At 67.9% G+C, this 18,200-nt stretch carries 14 protein-coding genes; 8 read left to right on the forward strand and 6 right to left on the reverse strand.

The window, feature by feature from the left end:
* The first annotated feature begins 1 nt into the window (after position 1).
* A complete protein-coding gene (locus ETX26_RS09425) occupies positions 2-421 on the forward strand; it encodes a secondary thiamine-phosphate synthase enzyme YjbQ (RefSeq protein WP_129525323.1) in 420 nt (139 codons plus the stop codon).
* 35 nt (positions 422-456) lie between these two features.
* Here the strand turns inward: ETX26_RS09425 and ETX26_RS09430 are convergent, their stop codons facing one another.
* The gene (locus ETX26_RS09430; protein ID WP_165271744.1) at positions 457-2,019 is read right to left on the reverse strand and encodes a tetratricopeptide repeat protein; all 1,563 of its coding nucleotides are present in this window, start codon (positions 2,017-2,019) and stop codon (positions 457-459) included.
* Positions 2,020-2,120: 101 nt separating this feature from the next.
* On the opposite strand from ETX26_RS09430, the gene ETX26_RS09435 reads away from it, so the two are divergent.
* The 3 genes from ETX26_RS09435 (at position 2,121) to ETX26_RS09445 (ending at position 6,748) form a co-directional block, all read left to right on the forward strand.
* A complete protein-coding gene (locus ETX26_RS09435) occupies positions 2,121-2,921 on the forward strand; it encodes a transglutaminase-like domain-containing protein (RefSeq protein ID WP_129524450.1) in 801 nt (266 codons plus the stop codon).
* Positions 2,922-2,997: 76 nt separating this feature from the next.
* Positions 2,998-3,966, forward strand: a complete 969-nt coding sequence (gene glk, locus ETX26_RS09440) for a glucokinase (RefSeq protein ID WP_129524451.1) — start codon at positions 2,998-3,000, stop codon at positions 3,964-3,966.
* A 4-nt stretch (positions 3,967-3,970) separates the two neighbouring features.
* Complete coding sequence (locus tag ETX26_RS09445) at positions 3,971-6,748, forward strand: phosphoenolpyruvate carboxylase (RefSeq protein ID WP_129524452.1); 2,778 nt, start codon at positions 3,971-3,973, stop codon at positions 6,746-6,748.
* 165 nt (positions 6,749-6,913) lie between these two features.
* Here the strand turns inward: ETX26_RS09445 and ETX26_RS09450 are convergent, their stop codons facing one another.
* Positions 6,914-7,936: a LacI family DNA-binding transcriptional regulator gene (locus tag ETX26_RS09450; protein WP_129524453.1), complete on the reverse strand. Its 1,023-nt coding sequence runs from the start codon at positions 7,934-7,936 to the stop codon at positions 6,914-6,916.
* Positions 7,937-8,058: 122 nt separating this feature from the next.
* Here ETX26_RS09450 and zwf point away from each other — a divergent pair, with 122 nt between their 5' ends.
* From zwf to ETX26_RS09470, 4 genes are all read left to right on the forward strand, one after another.
* Positions 8,059-9,498, forward strand: coding sequence for a glucose-6-phosphate dehydrogenase (gene zwf, locus ETX26_RS09455; protein WP_129524454.1), 1,440 nt, complete (start codon positions 8,059-8,061; stop codon positions 9,496-9,498).
* 36 nt (positions 9,499-9,534) lie between these two features.
* On the forward strand, positions 9,535-11,430 hold the full coding sequence (locus tag ETX26_RS09460; RefSeq protein ID WP_129524455.1) for a dihydroxy-acid dehydratase domain-containing protein: 1,896 nt from the start codon (positions 9,535-9,537) through the stop codon (positions 11,428-11,430).
* A gap of 1 nt (position 11,431) precedes the next feature.
* A complete protein-coding gene (gene eda / locus ETX26_RS09465; RefSeq protein ID WP_129524456.1) occupies positions 11,432-12,046 on the forward strand; it encodes a bifunctional 4-hydroxy-2-oxoglutarate aldolase/2-dehydro-3-deoxy-phosphogluconate aldolase in 615 nt (204 codons plus the stop codon).
* Between the two features lie 82 nt (positions 12,047-12,128).
* Positions 12,129-12,845, forward strand: coding sequence for a L,D-transpeptidase family protein (locus ETX26_RS09470; protein WP_129524457.1), 717 nt, complete (start codon positions 12,129-12,131; stop codon positions 12,843-12,845).
* 49 nt (positions 12,846-12,894) lie between these two features.
* Here ETX26_RS09470 and tilS read toward each other — a convergent pair whose 3' ends face one another.
* The 4 genes from tilS to ptsP all read right to left on the reverse strand — a co-directional run bounded on the left by tilS (position 12,895) and on the right by ptsP (position 18,143).
* Positions 12,895-13,821 (reverse strand): tRNA lysidine(34) synthetase TilS, encoded by a 927-nt coding sequence (gene tilS, locus ETX26_RS09475; protein WP_225425800.1) that lies wholly within the window; start codon positions 13,819-13,821, stop codon positions 12,895-12,897.
* Positions 13,822-13,840: 19 nt separating this feature from the next.
* The gene (locus tag ETX26_RS09480) at positions 13,841-14,785 is read right to left on the reverse strand and encodes a tetratricopeptide repeat protein (protein WP_129524458.1); all 945 of its coding nucleotides are present in this window, start codon (positions 14,783-14,785) and stop codon (positions 13,841-13,843) included.
* 146 nt (positions 14,786-14,931) lie between these two features.
* Positions 14,932-15,738: a helix-turn-helix domain-containing protein gene (locus tag ETX26_RS09485; protein WP_129524459.1), complete on the reverse strand. Its 807-nt coding sequence runs from the start codon at positions 15,736-15,738 to the stop codon at positions 14,932-14,934.
* Between the two features lie 134 nt (positions 15,739-15,872).
* On the reverse strand, positions 15,873-18,143 hold the full coding sequence (gene ptsP / locus ETX26_RS09490) for a phosphoenolpyruvate--protein phosphotransferase (RefSeq protein ID WP_129524460.1): 2,271 nt from the start codon (positions 18,141-18,143) through the stop codon (positions 15,873-15,875).
* Positions 18,144-18,200 lie beyond the last annotated feature (57 nt).

Here is an 18,200-nt window from a genome sequence, read left to right on the forward strand (position 1 = left end):
GATGCCGCATCACGCCACCACGCTTGCCTTCGACACCCGAGGGCCGGGCCTGACCGAGATTACGCGCGAGGTCGCTGACTGGCTCGCCACCACCGGGATCGAGACCGGCCTGCTCACCGCGATGTGTCGCCACACCTCGGCCTCGCTGCTGATCAACGAGAACGCCGCCCGCGCGGTGCAGCACGACCTGATCGCCTGGCTCGGCCGCGTCGCGCCCGAAGGGCCGCACTACCTGCACGACGACGAGGGGCCGGACGACATGCCGGCGCATCTCAAGGCCGCGCTCACCGGCGTCAGCCACTCGATCCCGGTTTCGGAGGGGCGGATGATGCTCGGCACCTGGCAGGGCCTGTTCCTTGCCGAGCATCGCGCCCGCCCGCACCGCCGCGAAGTCGCGCTGCACCTGGTGGGGGAACCGTAGAACAGCGGGTGAAGCCGCGCGGTGCAATCCCTTCGCTAGCGCGCGCTTCTCGGCATGCGATCGAGCGGCACCCGCTTGAGCGACGCTGCTGGCTCGAACTTCTCGGGTAGCTCACGCGCCCAGCGCTCGTAGGCCATGCGTAGCTCAGCACTCGTGGCCAGAAGATCGCGCGGCTGAGGGAGGATCGATGCCGTATAGAAGAGATCGTATTCTTCCGGCAGCAACCCGCCAATCACATTCGAGCGAGTGCGTTCCTCTTCCAATCCGTCGATCAGCATGGCGAGCGCCTCGTCCCGCTGACCGGCACACAGCAGTGCTTGGGCCGCCACGGCCACGGTCTCGACGCGGTTTTCGCGCAAGTACGCCAGCTCGGTCTCGGCCTCTTCACCGCGGCCGAGTCCGTGAAGCGCACAGGCATGATCGCGTGCGACGAGCATTCTGGCATATGTACTGCCGTGTACCTCGGCTACTTCGCGCGCAAGTTGGGCTGCTTCCAAACCTTCGATGAAGCGAGCCTGTCCAACCAGTCGGGAACTGCGATTGATCACGAAGTTCACCACCCAGGGATTCTCGTCCGCGGGCAGTTCGGCAAGGCGGTCGAATACTGCATCGGCCTCGTCGATCCGGCCCAGCGCGTCGAGTGCATAGGCTTCTATGTTGAGCGCCCAGGCGTCGCCCTCCTTGATGTTTCCGAAAGCGCCGGGCCGCTCGCGCCATTTGCGCGCAAGAGCGGTCGCCTCCTCGAACCGTCCGTCGAAATAGAGCGCGTGCGCAACATCGGAGAAGCGCTCGCGGTCGTACGATGCGCTATCATAGCGTGCCGCCGCCCAGTGACGGTAGTTCTCCGTAATCTGGGTAAAATGTTCGCCGACCCTCCGTTCGATCTGGAGCCACGCGGGTTCGTATTCGCGCAGCGCCAGCAAATCCGGATAGCTGGCCGGATTGCGTATTTGCCCCAGAGCTTCGTCGATCAGGGCGTCGTTGTTCGCACGGATCGCAGGCTTCAGCGCCCGATAGGCAATGCCGCTTTTGACGTCGCCGGAGAAGCTGCCGTACAGTGGCGATTGGAACAGGCGGAAGGAAAGATCTTCGAACGCGTCCTCGCGGCCATGCTTGCGCGCGAGGCTCGCGGCAGCCTGGAACCCGGCCACGTCCAGCGCCCCGGCCGTCTCGTCAGTCGCGGTGTTCGCGAAGCGCTCGAGCCGAGCGAGTGCGGAGGCGGCATCGTCGAGCCGCGAGTCGAGGTAGAGCCCGAGACCGACAAACGACGATGGGTCGAAATCCCTCTCGTACTCGGCAAAGGCATCGGCGGCTTGGCGGTATGCGCCCTGCTTGTCGGCGCAAACCGCCCGTGCAAGCAGCATGCCCGCCCGATAGCCCTCACCGGCTGGACGTGTGCTGAACTCGGCCAGCAGCGGCTCGCTGACTTCGCATTGGCCGAGCCAGCTGTCCCCTAGCCTATCCACCTCCGCCTCGAGTTCGGCGTCGCTCATCGCCGCATAGTTGGACACCGTTCCTGCCGCTTCGCCAGGTTGCTGCGCCGCGGCCGGCGCCGCCCCAAGCATGAGCGCGATAATTATGGCCTTTTGAGATTTCATGCTTCCCCCAATGCCCTCGTTGTGCCCCATGGTTCCGGTGGTGGCAATTCCCGCGATCTCTCGCGCCTGAAACAACCGCGCCTCCGCCGCGTTGGCGGAATATGCCCATATCGATCGATCTCGCCTTCGCCTTCCGCATGGAGAAGGTGACCGACGTGCTGCTGCAGTTCGAGGCGGCGATCATCCCCGAGCAGACGCTGATCGAGACCGACACCTGGGTAACAACCGGCGAACATTTCGCGCGCATTTCGGCGCAGGACGACATCGGCGAGCGGGTGTGGATCCGCGCGGAGGGGCGCTACGACGTTTCGTACAAGGCCAAGGTGGCCGTGAATCGGCTGCCGGCGGAGATCGGAAACCTCGAATACCTGCTGCCGCACGATCTGCCGGGCGAGGCGGTGCAGTATCTGTTCGACTCGCGCTATTGCCCGGCCGACCGGTTCCAGCCGTTCGTGGAGGCGGAGTTCGGCGGGACCGAGGGGGGTGCGCGGGTAGCGGCGATCCACGACTGGATGGTGCAGAATCTCGCGTACGAGCCGGGCAGCAGTACGCCCAACACCACCGCGCTCGACAGCTTCATCGAGCGGCGCGGGATTTGCCGCGACTTCGCGCATGTCATGGTCACGCTCGCGCGTGCCTCGGGCATTCCCGCGCGCTTCGTTAGCTGCTTCGCGCCCGGAGTCGATCCGCCGGATTTCCATGCGGTCGCCGAAGTGTTCCTGACCGATCCGACCACTCCGGGCGGCGGCGCCTGGTTCCTGGTCGACGCCACCGGCATGTCCGGGCCGGACGAGATCGTGAAGATCGGCGTAGGCCGCGACGCCGCGGACGTCAGCTTCATCACCAGCTTCGGACCGACCGAGTTCCTCGAGAAGCACGTCAGGGTTACGCGCGAGGCGTGAATATGTATGCGGCGCGTGGGCATGACGCGGCGCTGCTGCTAGCACTTTGGCAGGAGACGAAAGCGGGAGGAGAGCGATGGATCTGGTCGTGGTGGATATCGGCGGTACGCACGCCCGCTTCGCGATCGCGTCGATCGGGCAGGACGGCGCCATCTCGCTGAGCGAACCGGAGACGCTCCACACCGAGGATCACGCCAGCTTTCAGACCGCGTGGGAGGATTTCCGGCAACGCCAGGGCGGCGCGCTGCCGAACGCCGTGAGCATGGCGATTGCCGGCCCCGTCGGAGGCGAGGTGATCCGCTTCACCAACAATCCCTGGATCATCCGCCCGGCGCTGGTGAAGCCCAAGCTCGGCGTCGAGCGCTACTGCATCGTCAACGACTTCGAAGCCGTCGCACATGCCGTGGCGCGTGCGCCGGAAGACCAGTTCCTGCACTTGACCGGGCCCGACGAGCCGCTCGGATCGGAAGGGACGATCAGCGTGCTCGGCCCCGGGACCGGGCTCGGCGTCGCACACTTGTGGCGCTCGGGCGGCCAGTACCGCGTCCAGGCGACCGAGGGCGGCCATGTCGACTTCGCCCCGCTCGATCTGATCGAGGATGCGATCCTCGCGCGGCTGCGCAAGCGGCACATGCGCGTATCCGTCGAGCGCGTGGTCGCAGGCCCTGCAATCGTCGACATCTACCAGACGCTTGCCGCGATGGAGCGCCGCTCGGTGGCCGAGTGCGACGACGTCGAAATCTGGACCAAGGGCATGAGCGGGGAGGACAGCCTCGCCGCTGCCGCGGTCGACCGGTTCTGCCTCTCGCTCGGCTCCGTCGCGGGGGACATCGCGCTGGTCCAGGGCGGGTTTGCCGGCGTGGTCATCGCCGGTGGGCTTGGCTACCGTATCCGCGAGACGCTGCTGACCTCGGGCTTTGCCGACCGGTTCCGTGCCAAGGGCCGCTTCGCCGGGCTGATGGGCTCGATCCCCGTCAAGCTGATCGTCCACCCGCAGCCGGGCCTGTTCGGCGCGGCCGCCGCCTTTCTCGCCGAGCATGGATGAACCGATGACGAGTGTCGCCCAACTCACCGACCGCCTCGCCACGTTGCATCGGCAGACGCAGGAATCGCCGCAGTTCAACCCGGTGTTCCAGCTCTCGCTCGAACTCTCGCGCATGCTGGAGAGCGGAGAGCTCGACCTCGGCGGGGCCGAAGCGCTGATCGCGGAGCTCGAGTGCGATGCGCTGATGACGCGCGCCGCGCGGCTGCGGCGGCTGGTCGCGCCTGTCGAGCCGCAGGCGAACGACGATGCCCTTGCGGCCTGCCTGGACGCCGCGAGCTTTGCGGAGTTCCGCGCGGCGTGGGAGCGTCCGCAGTTGCACGCGGTGTTTACCGCCCATCCGACCTTCCTGCTTTCCCCCGCCCAATCGGAGGCGGTCGCCTCCGCCGCTGCCAGCCCGGAAGGCGTGGACAAGAACGCCTGCGCCGCTCCGCCCGAGGGGCCGGCAATCACGCTGGCGTTCGAGCATGCACAGGCCATGGCCGCGCTCGCCCGGGCGCAGGATGCCCGCGACCGAATCGTGGCGCACCTTCTGAGCACCGCGCGTGAGCGCTGGCCTAACGAGTGGCATGCGCTTTCCCCGGTGCCTTTCCGCTTCGCCACCTGGGTCGGCTACGACATGGACGGGCGAACCGATATCGGCTGGCACACCTCGATCGGGTTCCGCCTGGCCGAGAAGGCGGAACGGCTCGGGCGCTACGCGGACACGCTCGCCGCGATCGATCCCGCGCACCCGCTGCTCGACACCTTGCGCCCCGCGCAGGGGCACACCGCCGAGTGCGCCGCCGCCTTCGCCGAACCGCTCGACGAGGCGGAAGCGCTTTCCTCGGCGGCCAACCGGCTGACGGCGGACGATCCGGCCAAGCTACTGTCGCTCGCCCCGCTGATCGACAGTCTTGAGCGCGAGGCGGCGGACGCGGAGGACGACCGCGCTGTCGCGCTCAAGGCGCTCGCGGCCGCGATGCGGGCCGACGGACTCGGCATGGGCGGGATCCACTTCCGCGTGAACGCCAAGCAGCTTCACAACGCCATCCGCGGGCGGCTGGAGGGCGGCGAGACGCTCGATCTGTCGAGCCAGAGCGCGCTTGCCACGCTGCGCACGCTGATCGCCGAGGCGACGCCGCTCAGGAGCAATTTCGCCGCGTTGGCGATCGAGAGTTCGACCGCGATCCGCCAGTTCCTCGCCATGGCGCAGATCCTCCGCCACATCGACGCCGACGCGCCGATCCGCATGCTCGTCGCCGAGTGCGAGCAGCCGGCGACGGTGCTCGCCGCGCTCTATTTCGCGCGGCTGTTCGGGGTTGAGGACAAAGTCGACGTTTCCCCCCTGTTCGAGACGGAGACGGCACTCGAACACGGCGGCCGCTTCCTCGACGCGCTGCTGGCCGAGGAGATCTACCGCGACTACGCCCGGCGGCGCGGGCGCGTCTGCATTCAGACCGGCTTTTCCGACGCGGGCCGCTTCGTCGGGCAGATCCCGGCGAGCCTCGCGATCGAGCGGCTGCAAGGCCGACTCGCCGACGCGATGGCCGACAACGGACTGACCGACGTTGCGGCGCTGATCTTCGACACCCACGGCGAAAGTATGGGCCGCGGCGCGCACCCCGGGGGCTTCGCCGACAGGCTCGAGTGGCCGCTCTCGCCCTGGGCGCGGCGGCGCTTCGCCCGCGCGGGCATCCGGATAGAGCCCGAAGTCACCTTCCAGGGCGGCGACGGCTATCTGTTCTTCGCCAACCCCGAGCTCTCGCTGGCGACACTGACCCGGATCGCCGAATTGCGCCCTACCGAAACCGACCTCGATGCGCCGGCCGATCCGTTCTACCGCCGCACCGACATCAGTCTCGATTTCTACCGCGCGATCCGCGACCACCAGCACGAGCATCTCGAAAGCCGGACCTACAGCCGCGCCGTCACCGCTTTCGGTCTTGGCCTGCTCAACACGACCGGCAGCCGCGTCTCGCGCCGGCAGTCGGACGTTTCGTCGGACCGCGAGATGAGCCTGCGGCAGATCCGCGCGATCCCGCACAACGCGGTGCTCCAGCAGCTCGGCTATCCGGTAAACGTGATTGCCGGGATGGGCAGCGCGGCCGAGGGCAACCGCGAGGAGATCGCCACGCTGCTGTCGGAAAGCGCACGGGGGCGGCAGCTCGTCAGGCTGGTGCGCGCTTCGAACGCCCTCGCCAGCATCAAGACCGTCGCCGCCTACGGCGAGCTGTTCAACTCCGCCTATTGGGCGAGCCGCACCTATCGCGGTACCGAGGGGCACCTGTCCGGCGCCTGCGCCGCGCTCGCCGAATATCTGGTCAAGGACGACCGCGCGGGCGTGTTCCGCCGTCTCGCGTCACGCCTGCGGATCGACGCGCTGAAGCTCCACCGGCTTCTCGATCTGCTGCCCGACGAGGCACCGATGGAGGACCGCGAACAGGTCCGCCGGCGGATCGGCGTGCTCCAGGCGCTGCGGCTGGCGCTGCTGCAATTCATGTTCATGCGCGCGGTTTCCGTGCCCGCGTTCAGCCGCGCGAACGACATCAGCCGCGGCGACGTGATCGAGATGGTGCTGACGCTGCGCATCGACGAAGCGCTGGCACAGCTTCGCCGCGCCTTCCCAACGCGCTTCCCCGCGCCTTCCGACTATGTGCTCGACGAACCGTCCGACTACCCGGACCGCGGATCGGAGGGCTACGCCGCGATCGAGAACGAGTTCATCACCCCGATCGAACGGGCTCACGCGCTGAGCCTGCGGATCACCACCGCCATCGCCAACGAGTTCGGGGCGCATGGATGAGACGTGAGATCCTCCCCATTTTTGCGAAGCACAAATGGGGAGGTGGCGCCCGCCACAGGCGGGTGACGGAGGGGCATTGTCACGCAGACCCCCTCCACCACGAGCCGCTACGCGTCTCGCGGTCCCCCTCCCCATTTGGCTGACGCAAAATGGGGAGGATCGCGATTACCGCGCCGTGCTCCCCCGCGGGGTTAGGGAGACCGACACCCTTCGCAGCGGGGCACCCTCGCCGGCATTGAACAGGGCATCGACCAGCAGCGATCCGGCCGCGGCCGGATCGGGAGCGATCGTCGTAAGACCCGGCTGCGCGAAGCGCGCGGCCGGCAGATCGTCGAAGCCGGCCAGGCCGATCTCGCCCGGCACGGCCACGCCGCGGTGCTTGAGCGCCTCGAGCGCGCCCAGCGCCATCGCGTCGCAGGCGGCGAAGATCGCGTCCGCCCCGCCCCCCTGGTCGAGCCAGGCCCCGACGGCCGCAGCGCCCTCCTCTTCGCGCGTGGCGCCGTCGCGCGTGGGGACCAGGCATGGCTCCAGCCCGGCAGCCCGCATGGCCTCGCAATAGCCCTCGTAGCGCTCGGCGAACTGGTGCTGCGGAGAATCGATCGCGCCGAGGAAGCAGGGCGCGCGGTAACCCTGCGCAAGCAGGTGCTCGACCGCCAGCCGCCCGGCGGCGCGGTTGTCGGAGCGGACCCATTCGAGATCGTCGAACGGCGAGCCCCAGTAGACCACGCGCCGCTCCGCTTTCTCGAGCCCGCGGAAATAGTCCCACGCCGCGCGGTTGGTCGTGGTGCCGATCACCACCAGCCCGTCGGCCCAGCCGCGTTCCTCGTAGTGGCCGAAGAACTGCTCTTCGCGCGCCTGGAACGAGACCAGCGTTTCGAACCCCCGTTCCGACGCCGCGAGGCAGACGCTGCCGAGCAGCATGTAGGAGAACGGGTTGATGTCCGCGGCGCTTTCGCCGGGGCGGCAGATCACCACCACCGCGAGCGTGCCGGTGGAGCCGCGCCGCAGCCGGGCCGCGCGCTCGTCGACGAAATAGCCGATCTCCTCCGCCGCGCGCAGCACGCGCGCCCGGGTCGCTTCGGTGATCACTTCGGACCCGGCAAGCGCGCGCGACACGGTGGACTGGCTGACCCCCGCCCGTTCCGCGACATCGATCGATGTCGGCCGCCGTTTCATCCTTTCGCTCATCGCCGCTTCCTATCGGGAAGAGCGCGCAAAAGCGCAAGCGAGCCTGAATATGTATGCGGCACACTGGAATGCACCGGCCCGGTTTCCTAGACAGGGAAGCGAAGAGCGAAAGGCATGTGCGCATGAGCTTCACTGCGGACCGGCTGGTCCTGTTCGGCGCGACGGGCGACCTGGCGCAGCGCATGCTGCTCCCCTCGCTTTGCGCGCTGGACCACGACGACCTGCTGGCACCCGATCTCAAGATCGTCGGCACGGCCCGTTCGGACATGAGCGATGCCGAGTTCCGCGACTTCGCGCGCGCCGCGCTCGAGAAATTCCTGCCCGTCAATCGCCGCGGGGGCATGGCCGAGTTCCTCAACCGCCTGAGCTACCAGCCGCTCGATGCGACGACGCTGGAGGGTTACGAGGAACTCGCCGCCAAGGTTGGTGAGCCGAAACGCGGAATCGCGATCTTCCTTTCCACCGCGCCCAGCCTGTTCGAGCCGACGATCCGCGGACTGCAGCACGCCGGGCTCGACGGGCCGCACGTGCGCATGTGCCTGGAAAAGCCCCTCGGCACCGATCTGGAGACCAGCCGCGAGATCAACGACGCGGTCGCCGCAGCCTTTCCGGAAGAGCGGATCTTCCGCATCGACCACTATCTCGGCAAGGAGACCGTGCAGAACCTTCTCGCCCTGCGCTTCGCGAACATTCTGTTCGAGCCGCTGTGGAACGCAAGCCACATCGACCACGTTCAGATCACCGTGGCGGAAACGGTCGGCCTCGAAGGACGCGTCGCCTTCTATGACGACGCCGGCGCCCTGCGCGACATGGTGCAGAACCACATGCTCCAGCTCCTCGCGCTCGTCGCCATGGAGCCGCCGGGCAACTTCAACGCGACCTCGGTGCGCGACGAGAAGGTCAAGGTCCTGCGCGCGCTGCGCCCGGTGACCGAAGGCGAGACGGTGACTGGCCAGTATCGCGCCGGTGCGATCCAGCGCGAATCCGTGCCGGGCTACGACGAGGAACTGGGCAAGGATTCGGACACCGAAACCTACGTCGCGATCAAGGCACACGTCGACAACTGGCGCTGGAAGGGCGTGCCCTTCTACATGCGCACCGGCAAGCGCCTGCCCGAGCGGGTGACCGAGATCGTCGTGCAGTTCCGCAGCGTTCCGCACTCGATCTTCGAGGACAAGGGCGCCAGGATGCAGCCCAACCGCCTCGTCATCGGCATCCAGCCGGAAGAAAACGTGCACCTCTCGCTGATGGCGAAGGTGCCGGGGCTCGACCGCGAGGGCATCCGTCTGCGCTCGGTGCCGCTCGACATCTCGATGCCCGATGCGTTCTCCGGTGCGGTGCGGCGGATCGCCTACGAACGGCTGCTGCTCGACCTCATCGAAGGCGACCAGACGCTGTTCGTCCGCCGCGACGAGGTCGAGGCGCAATGGGAATGGATCGACGCGATCCGCGCCGGCTGGGCCGAACAGGGGCTCACCCCCCGCCCCTACAGCGCCGGCACCTGGGGCCCGAGCGCGGCAATCGCGCTGGCAGAGCGCGATGGGGTGACATGGCATGAATAGTTTCACACGCATCCTCCCAGGAACGGAGAGGATCCTATGACCCTCAACGATACCGTCCATCGCGTCACGCAGCGCGTGATCGAGAACTCGCGCGACAGCCGCGCGGCCTACCTCGACCTGATGCAGCGCGAAGCCGATAATCGGCCCGATCGGCGGTCTGTCTCATGCTCCAACCTCGCGCATGCCTATGCCGGGACGCTGCACGACCAGCCGGAACTCAAGTCCGGCGAGTTGCCGAACATCGGCATCGTCACCTCCTACAACGACATGCTTTCGGCGCATCAGCCCTATGGCCGCTATCCCGAGCGGCTGAAGATCTATGCGCGCGAAGCCGGCGCGACGGCGCAGGTCGCGGGTGGCACGCCGGCGATGTGCGACGGCGTGACGCAGGGCGAGACGGGCATGGAGCTGTCGCTGTTCAGCCGCGACGTGATCGCCCTCTCGACCGGTGTGGCACTGAGCCATGCCGTGTTCGACGGCGCGCTGATGCTCGGCATCTGCGACAAGATCGTGCCCGGGCTGCTGATCGGCGCGCTGCGCTTCGGCTACCTGCCGGTGATCTTCGTGCCCGGCGGACCGATGCCGACCGGCATTCCGAACAAGGAGAAGCAGCGCGTCCGCCAGCTCTATGCCGAGGGCAAAGTGGGCCGCGACGAGTTGCTCGAAAGCGAGCTCGGCAGCTATCACTCGCCGGGCACCTGCACCTTCTACGGTACCGCCAATTCCAACCAGATGATGATGGAGCTGATGGGGCTGCACGTCCCTGGCGCCGCCTTCGTCCAGCCGGGCACCAAGCTGCGCCAGGCGCTCGACCGCGCCGCCGTGCACCGGGTCGCCGCAATCGGGCAGAAGGGTAACGACTATCGCCCCCTCGCCCGCTGCGTCGACGAGAAGGCGATCGTCAATGCCGCCGTCGGCCTGCTCGCCACCGGCGGATCGACCAACCATGCGATCCATATCCCGGCGATGGCCCGCGCTGCGGGCATCCGTTTCGACTGGGACGATCTGGCCGAGCTGTCGCACGTCGTGCCACTACTGGCGCGGGTCTATCCGAACGGTGCGGGCGACGTGAACCATTTCCACGACGCCGGCGGCATCGGCTACGTGATCGGCGAGCTGCTCGAGGCCGGTCTGGCCCACCGCGACGTGCTGACCGTAAGCGAGGGTGATCTCTCCAACTATGCGCTGGAGCCCGGGCTCGGCGAAAGCCGGGAGCGGGAAGACGCCCCCCGCACCGACGGGAACCCGGCCGCCCAGATGACGGACGATCTGAAGAAGCCATCTCCGCACGAGCTCACGCTGGTGTGGCGCGATCCGGGCCCGAGCGGCAATCGCGAGATGCTGCGCCCCGTTTCCGATCCGTTCCAGGCCGATGGCGGCATGCGGCTCGTCCAGGGCAACCTCGGCCGCGCATGCTTCAAGTCGAGCGCGGTGGAGCAGGAGCGTTGGACGATTGAGGCGCCGTGCCGGGTGTTTCAGACGCAGCGCGAGGTGGCCGAGGCGTTCAAGGCTGGCGAACTCGACCGCGATGTCGTGGTCGTGGTCCGCTTCCAGGGCCCACGCGCGAACGGAATGCCGGAGCTGCACAAGCTGACGCCCGTCCTCGGCGTGCTGCAGGACCGCGGCTACCGCGTGGCGCTGGTTACCGACGGGCGCATGTCGGGCGCGAGCGGCAAAGTGCCCGCCGCTATCCACTGCACGCCCGAAGCACTCGCCGGCGGCCCGCTGGCGCGGCTGCGCGACGGCGACGTGGTCCGAGTCTGCGCCGTGACCGGCGAGCTTTCGACCACGGCCGATCTCGAGTCCCGCGAGCCAGTGCCCGATCCCGCACCCGAGTGGGGCACGGGGCGCGAACTCTTCGCCATGTTCCGCAACTTCGCCGACGGCGCCGAACAGGGCGGCTCGGCCATGCTCGCCACCGCAGGACTTTGACATGACCGATATCGACGCGCTGATGCGCACTGCTCCAGTGATTCCGGTGATCGTGATCGACGAACTGGAGCACGCCGTGCCGTTGGCCGAGGCGCTCGTCGCCGGCGGGCTGCGCGTGCTCGAGGTGACCTTGCGCACCCCCGCCGCGCTGTCCGCGATCACGGAGATGAAGCAGGTGCCCGGCGCGATCGTCGGTGCCGGGACCGTCACCAATCCGCGCGATCTGGAAGACGCGCTCGCCGCCGGGAGCGAGTTCATCGTCTCGCCTGGCTTGACCGAACCGCTCGCGCAGGCCGCGATCCGCCGCGACGTGCCGTTCCTGCCCGGCATCGCCAACGCCGGAGACATCATGCGCGGGCTCGACCTCGGCCTCACGCATTTCAAGTTCTTCCCGGCCATGGCCGCGGGCGGCTTGCCGGCGCTCAAGTCCCTTGCTGCGCCGTTCGGTGCCTGTCGGTTCTGCCCCACGGGAGGGATCGGACTCGACAACGCGGCCGAGTGGCTTGCCTTCGATCCGGTGCTCTGCGTCGGCGGAAGCTGGGTCGCGCCGCGCGGTGCGCCCGACCGGGAGAAGGTCGAGCGCACCGCCCGCGAAGCAGCCGCGCTCGGGCGTTAATCATTGTTCGATCCGCGTCCCCCTGCGGGACGCGATGCGCAGCGGACTCGCCACCAGGCGCCGAGGGTCGCATAGTCCGGCCATGGACCCGATGCTCAAATGGATCGGCGGCGCGACCGCCGCACTCGTTCTCCTGCTCGGCGGCGCAACGCTGGTGAACCACTTGCGGGACAAGCCTGAAACCCAGGAAGGTCCGGCACTGGAGCAGGCTATCCCGGTCGACGAAGCCGCTCTGGCGGAGCGACCGACGACCGCGACGGGAAGCGGGATCGAGCCGGCCGCGGCGTCCGAAACCGTTGCCGAGACTCCCGCTCCCGCACCCCAGCCCGACGGTCAGGCGTTCGTCGTAAAGCGCATCCTGCCGATAGAGGGGCCGATCAAGTACGGCGAATGGTACTGGGACGACGAGGGCGTGCCCGATGGACCGTTGATCGTTACCGTCGATCTCGACGCGCGCGTGATCTCCATCTTCCGCGGCGGGTACGAAATCGGCGCCGCCGCCGCCATGCTCGGCACGGACGAACATCCGACCCCGCTCGGCACTTTCCCGATTCTCAGCAAGGAACGGCACAACGTCTCGGAGAAATACGGCAACGCGCCGATGCCCTGGACGCTGCGGCTGACCCGCGACGGGGTCGCGATCCACGGCGGTTCCGAGGTGGAGAACGGCTACGCCAGCCACGGCTGCATCGCCATTCCCGACGAACTCGCCAGCCGCCTGTTCGCAATCGCGAAGAAGGGCGACAAGGTCATCATCACCCGCGGCGAGACGATGCAGCTGGGTGATTCGATTATTTGACGCCCGGCCATCACCCCGCGCAGGCAGGGCGACCGGACAAGAGCGGGTGCTAGGATCGCCGGGGCGGTTCGGATTCAAGCAGCCAACCATCGGCCGTGCTGCGCCCGACCACTCCGCCACAGTTCGCGGCCGATCCGCGTACGAGGGCATCATCGAGCAGCGCGAGCGCGCCGCCCCGGGGGGCACCACCAAGCAGACCCACGGCTCTCGCCAGAATTCGCAGGCGGATCGCGCGGGGGGCGCCGGGGCGGTAGAGATAGCCACTCTCGAGCGCGTCGACTCCCTCCTCCCACTCGCGCTCCGCGGCCCAGTCCAGCGCCTCGTCGGCATCCGCGAAATGCTCGGCGCTCTGCGCCAGCGCGGCGGCGTCAAGCCAGTCGGCGCCGGCAAGCGCCTGGCGGATGCGCACGCGATCGAACCGCTCATCCGCGTTCGATGGATCCCGGACGGCCACGATCCCTGCCGCGTCGAGCACTGCCTGAAGCTCGGCGCGGCGCCAGCCAAGCAGCGGGCGCAGCAAGGCCAGATCGCTTTCCGGAACCACGGTTCGGGCGCGGACCCCGGCGAGCCCGGCGACGCCGCTCGCTCGGTTGAGCCGCATCAGCAGCGTCTCGGCCTGATCGTCGGCGTGATGCGCGGTTAGGACAGCGACGAGCCCGCGCCCTCGGGCCCAGTCTTCCAGGGCGGCATAGCGCGCCCTGCGCGCCTGGTCCTGGACGTTGCCATCGGGAACATCGACGTCCAGCGTGGTGTGCGACACCCCGAGCTCGGCGCACAGGTGCGAGACCAGCGCCGCCTCGCCGGCACTTTCCGGCCGTAACCCGTGGTCGACGGTCGCCGCCTCGATCCGCCCCGGCATCGCAGCATACGCGAGCAGCAGCATTGCCATGCTGTCCGGACCGCCGGAGACGGCGAGACCCAGTCGTTCGCTGCCGGGCCGGAGCCGTTCGAGGTCGGCCCGGAAGCGCTCTACCAGTTCGGGATCGATCGACCTATCAATTGCAGTCCACCTTCCTCCGGTCCGCCTCGTACTGGCCGGACAGGCGGCCGGCCGCAATGGCCGGATAAGTCTCGGCAAACTCGGCGAGCGCGATGCAGGCGCGGTTGGTGTCTCCCGACGCGATCATCGCTTCCGCCAGATAGAGCAGGCTGTCAGGCGCGCGAGCGGCCTGTTTGTCGGCCTGATAGTTCCTGAGGAACCAGGGCGCCGCCTCGGCCGGCTTGCCATCGTCGAGAAACGCCCGGCCGAGCAGATTGCGGCCGTAAGTCGTCCGCCAGTGGTTGGGGTATTTCTCCACGAACATGGCGAGCTGCTGCTGCGCTTCGGGATAGAAACCCGCTTCCCACAGGCGGAAACCGTATGAATACTCGTCATCGGCGGGATCGTCGGTCTGCGGTTTGGCAATCGCCTGCACGGCAGCAAGCCGGTCAGGGCTCGGGCTGTTCGTAGCGGACGTCGGAGGCGGCGGCGGGGACGAGGGCGGCGAGGATGCTCGCCCGGTCATTCCCGAGAGGTTCCGCTGCGAGGCGCTGGTACCGGCGCTTTCGCTCTGCCCGGTCGGCGCAGTGTTCGCCTCCTCCAGCGCCGCGAGCCGCGTTTCCAGCTCGCTCAGCGAGTTAGTGTTGCGCTCGCTCTGCTCGGTCAGACTCTGGATCTGCCCCTCGAGCGCGTCGAGCCGCGCGAGAATATCGGTCACCGCGGTGGTCGAGGGGCGTGACTGGGTGTTGTTCTGCGCCGGTGCGGACTCCGTGATCTCCGGCTGGAAGAAGCGCCCGTTCGGCCCCGGAAAGACGGTCCGCTGCAACGCGCGGACTTCGGCTTCGAGCTTGCGCAGGCGCGCTTCCGAATTGCCGTCCTGCGCCAGCGCTGGGACCGGTAGGGTCCCGATCGATGCGATTGCCAGTGCACCGAGGATTGCACGGTTCGTGCGGCTGGTCATGATGAATGTGGCTCCTGTCCCTCAAGTCCCCCGCCAATCAAGCACCGGACGCCCGAACGGAGCCTGAATAGCAAGGAATTCTGTGCCCTATGCAACCGCCCCTGTCGAGTTGCCGGATGGCGTAAACCGGGGAAACTTACGCGGGTTTACCCGCCTTCCGTCGCCGGCCGATCGCGAGCGAGCAGCGCTTCGGCGCTAACCGGAACATCGCGAATGATCTCGTCTTCCTCGGAAAGCTTGGGCACGCTGCGCCCGCCCACTGTGATCGCAAAGGCATAGGGGCGTCCGGTCCAGATCCGCGGCTCCTCCGCATCGGCCGGGACGGTGTAACTTTCGCCTTCCGCCATCTGCTTCTGCATAAGCTCCTCGCCGTCGGCGTTGTAGAACTTCACCCATGTGTCGTCCTGCAGCGCGGTGAAGACCACCGGACCGGCTGGAGCCGGAGACCGGGCCGGCGACGATGCCGCCACGGCGGACTGCCGTGATGCGGCCGCCCGGTCCGGATCGCTCAGCGGTCCGGGCCCGGCGCCCGGGAAGAAGTAATCCTTGAAGTAGGCGAAGCCGCCTGCGACCAGCAGCAGCGCTGCGAATGCGCTGAACCAGGCTAGCCCGCGGCTCGGCACCCGCGTCGGATCGCCGGGCTCGAAACTGCTCGCGTGCGCGATCTCGCTAGCGGGCTGCACGCCCAGTTCCTCGCGCACTTGTTCCGCGGTCGCCCGTTCGTCGAGCCCGACCGCCCTGGCATAGGTGCGCGAGAAGCCGATGGCATAAGTGCGCGCGGGCAACGCACCGAAATCGCCACGCTCGATCGCCTCGAGATGCCGCTGGGGGATTCGCGTTTCCGCTGCGACCTGCTCGAGCGAAAGCTTCGCCTCCTCCCGTGCGCGGCGCAAGCGCTGCCCGGCGCCGTCCAGCGGCAGTTCCTCCGGAGCTTCGTTCGTTTCGTCCGACATGCCGTCCTTAGCGTACCCGAATATCGCGCGGCTTGCCGCTCCTTAGCCCGAATACCCCGTCGTGCGCCACCCTGCAGGCGGCCAATCCGCCGGAAATATCGCCTGTGTGTACAAGGGCAGCCGGGCGGCAGGTCCTAGTCGGTCTCGATGCCCCGCTCGTCTGCCCAGCCGGCGATCGCAGCGCGCATGTTCTCGGGCGGCGCGGACAGCCAGCCCTGGACCGCCTTCTCCAGTTCGCGCAAGTCGACCTGGCGCACGATCTCCTTGATCGGGCCGACTGAAACCGGCGTGATCGACAGGCGCCGAAAGCCGAGACCCAGCAGCGCGAGCGCCTCCAGCCGCCTGCCGCCCATTTCGCCGCATATGCCGAGATCGACGCCGCTGCCGACCGTCGCTTGCGCGACCCGTCGCAGGAAGCGCAGGATCGCCGGGCTGAGCCAGTCGTAGCGCTCCGCCAGCTTGGGATTGGCGCGGTCCGCGGCGAAGAGGAACTGCGTGAGATCGTTGGTGCCAACCGAAAGGAACGAAATCCGCGGCAGGAGCTGGTCGAGCACTTCGGCGAGCGCCGGCACTTCCAGCATCGCGCCGAAATGGATCGCCTCGGGCAGCATCTTCTTCTGCTTGCGCAAATAAGTGAGCTGCTCGTCGAACACTTTCTTCGCCGCCTCGAATTCCCAGGGCTCGCTGACCATCGGGAACATGACATAGAGCGAACGGCCGGCCGCGGCCTCGATCAGCGCGCGCGCCTGCACCTTCAGCAGCCCGCCGCGCTCCAGCGCCAGGCGCAGTGCGCGCCAGCCCATCGCGGGGTTCTCGTCGTTCTCGAACTCGCTCTCGCGCAAGTAAGGCAGCGCCTTGTCGCCGCCGATGTCGACGGTGCGGAAGATCACCGGTTTGTCGCCCGCGGCGTCGAGCACATCGCGATAGAGCCGGAATTGCCGTTCGCGCTGCGGGAGCGTGGCCGAGACGAGGAACTGGAACTCGGTACGGAACAGGCCAATGCCGTCGGCGCCTACCAGCGGAAGGGTCGAAATGTCGTCGCGCAGCCCCGCGTTCATCATCACTTCGATCCGCGTGCCACAGCGGGTGAACGGTTCGATATCGCGCAGCTCGGCATAGACCGCCTGCCGCTTGCGCGACTTCGCGAAGCGTGTCTCGAACGCGTCGATCACCGGCTGCGTCGGTCGCGCCGTGGCCGTGCCGTTGTCGGCGTCAAGCAGGATGAAATCGCCTTCCTGCACGATCCCCCGCAGGCCGCGCACGCGGCCGAGCACCGGCACGCCCATCGCCCGCGCCACTATGATGACATGGGCGGTAAGCGAGCCTTCCTCCAGGATCACGCCCTTCAGTCGCCGCCGGTCGTATTCGAGCAGCTCGGCCGGACCGAGGTTCTTCGCGATCAGGATCGCATCGCCGCGCAGTCCCTGCGTCGCCGCGGTGCCGAGCTGGCCGGAGACGATCCGCAGCAGGCGGTTCGCGAGATCCTCCAGATCGTGCATCCGGTCCTGCAGCAGCGGGTCGTCGATCTCGCGCATGCGCATCCGCGTGCGTTGCTGTACCCGCTCGATCGCCGCCTCGGCGGTAAGGCCGGCGTCGATCGCCTCGTTGATCCGCCGGCTCCAGCCTTCGTCGTAGGCGAACATCTTGTAGGTCTCGAGGACTTCCTCGTGCTCGCCGCCGACGCCGAATTCCGCGCGATCCGCAAGGTTGTCGATCTGGTCGCGCATCTTGTCGAACGCGCGGTAGACCCGCTGGCGTTCCACTTCGATGTCCTCGGCCATGACCTGGTCGATCGTGATCCGCGGCTGGTGATAGACGGCAGCGCCGCTCGCCAGGCCCTTGACCAGGGGAAGCCCGGAGATCGTCGCGGGCCCGGTATCGGCCGGAGTCAGGCCCCGCGCCTCTTCCTCGTCGATCAGTTCGTTGTTCGAGATGAGTTCGGAGAGCACCATCGCGGTGGTCTGCAACGCCTCGATCTCGACGTCCTCGTAACGTCGGGGATCGACATGCTGGACGCACAGCACCCCGACCGCACGCTCGCGGTAGACGATCGGCACCCCGGCGAAGGAATGGAACTTCTCCTCGCCGGTTTCGGGCCGGTACTGGAAATCGGGGTGCGCCTTCGCCTCGGCCAGGTTGAGCGTCTCGACGTTGTCCGCGATCGTGCCGACCAGGCCCTCGCCGATCGCCATGCGGGTGACATGGACCGCCTCGGCGTTGAGGCCGTGTGTCGCGAACAGCTCGAGCATGCCCTCGCGCAGGAGGTAGATCGAGCAGACCTCGCTATCGAGGCTTTCGGCGATGATGTCGACCACGTGGTCGAGCTTGCCCTGCGCGTGCAGGCGCGAGGCCATGACCTCGTGCAGGCGGGTGAGGATGCGGCGTGCTGCTGCGGCTGCGCTCATGCACGTCGCCTATAACAAAGCGTACGATATTGGAACGGCTTAGCGCCGCTCCCGCCC

Origin of the sequence: Pelagerythrobacter rhizovicinus (genome assembly GCF_004135625.1) — a bacterium.
Classification (GTDB): Bacteria; Pseudomonadota; Alphaproteobacteria; order Sphingomonadales; family Sphingomonadaceae; genus Pelagerythrobacter; species Pelagerythrobacter rhizovicinus.

Bases quoted from the DNA above. Each gene is read 5' to 3' on its own strand.
- ETX26_RS09425 (WP_129525323.1), top strand. From the start codon at position 2: ATGCCGCATCACGCCACCACGCTTGCCTTCGACACCCGAGGGCCGGGC.
- ETX26_RS09430 (WP_165271744.1), bottom strand. From the start codon at position 2,019: ATGAAATCTCAAAAGGCCATAATTATCGCGCTCATGCTTGGGGCGGCG.
- ETX26_RS09435 (WP_129524450.1), top strand. From the start codon at position 2,121: ATGCCCATATCGATCGATCTCGCCTTCGCCTTCCGCATGGAGAAGGTG.
- glk (WP_129524451.1), top strand. From the start codon at position 2,998: ATGGATCTGGTCGTGGTGGATATCGGCGGTACGCACGCCCGCTTCGCG.
- ETX26_RS09445 (WP_129524452.1), top strand. From the start codon at position 3,971: ATGACGAGTGTCGCCCAACTCACCGACCGCCTCGCCACGTTGCATCGG.
- ETX26_RS09450 (WP_129524453.1), bottom strand. From the start codon at position 7,936: ATGAGCGAAAGGATGAAACGGCGGCCGACATCGATCGATGTCGCGGAA.
- zwf (WP_129524454.1), top strand. From the start codon at position 8,059: ATGAGCTTCACTGCGGACCGGCTGGTCCTGTTCGGCGCGACGGGCGAC.
- ETX26_RS09460 (WP_129524455.1), top strand. From the start codon at position 9,535: ATGACCCTCAACGATACCGTCCATCGCGTCACGCAGCGCGTGATCGAG.
- eda (WP_129524456.1), top strand. From the start codon at position 11,432: ATGACCGATATCGACGCGCTGATGCGCACTGCTCCAGTGATTCCGGTG.
- ETX26_RS09470 (WP_129524457.1), top strand. From the start codon at position 12,129: ATGGACCCGATGCTCAAATGGATCGGCGGCGCGACCGCCGCACTCGTT.
- ETX26_RS09480 (WP_129524458.1), bottom strand. From the start codon at position 14,785: ATGACCAGCCGCACGAACCGTGCAATCCTCGGTGCACTGGCAATCGCA.
- ETX26_RS09485 (WP_129524459.1), bottom strand. From the start codon at position 15,738: ATGTCGGACGAAACGAACGAAGCTCCGGAGGAACTGCCGCTGGACGGC.
- ptsP (WP_129524460.1), bottom strand. From the start codon at position 18,143: ATGAGCGCAGCCGCAGCAGCACGCCGCATCCTCACCCGCCTGCACGAG.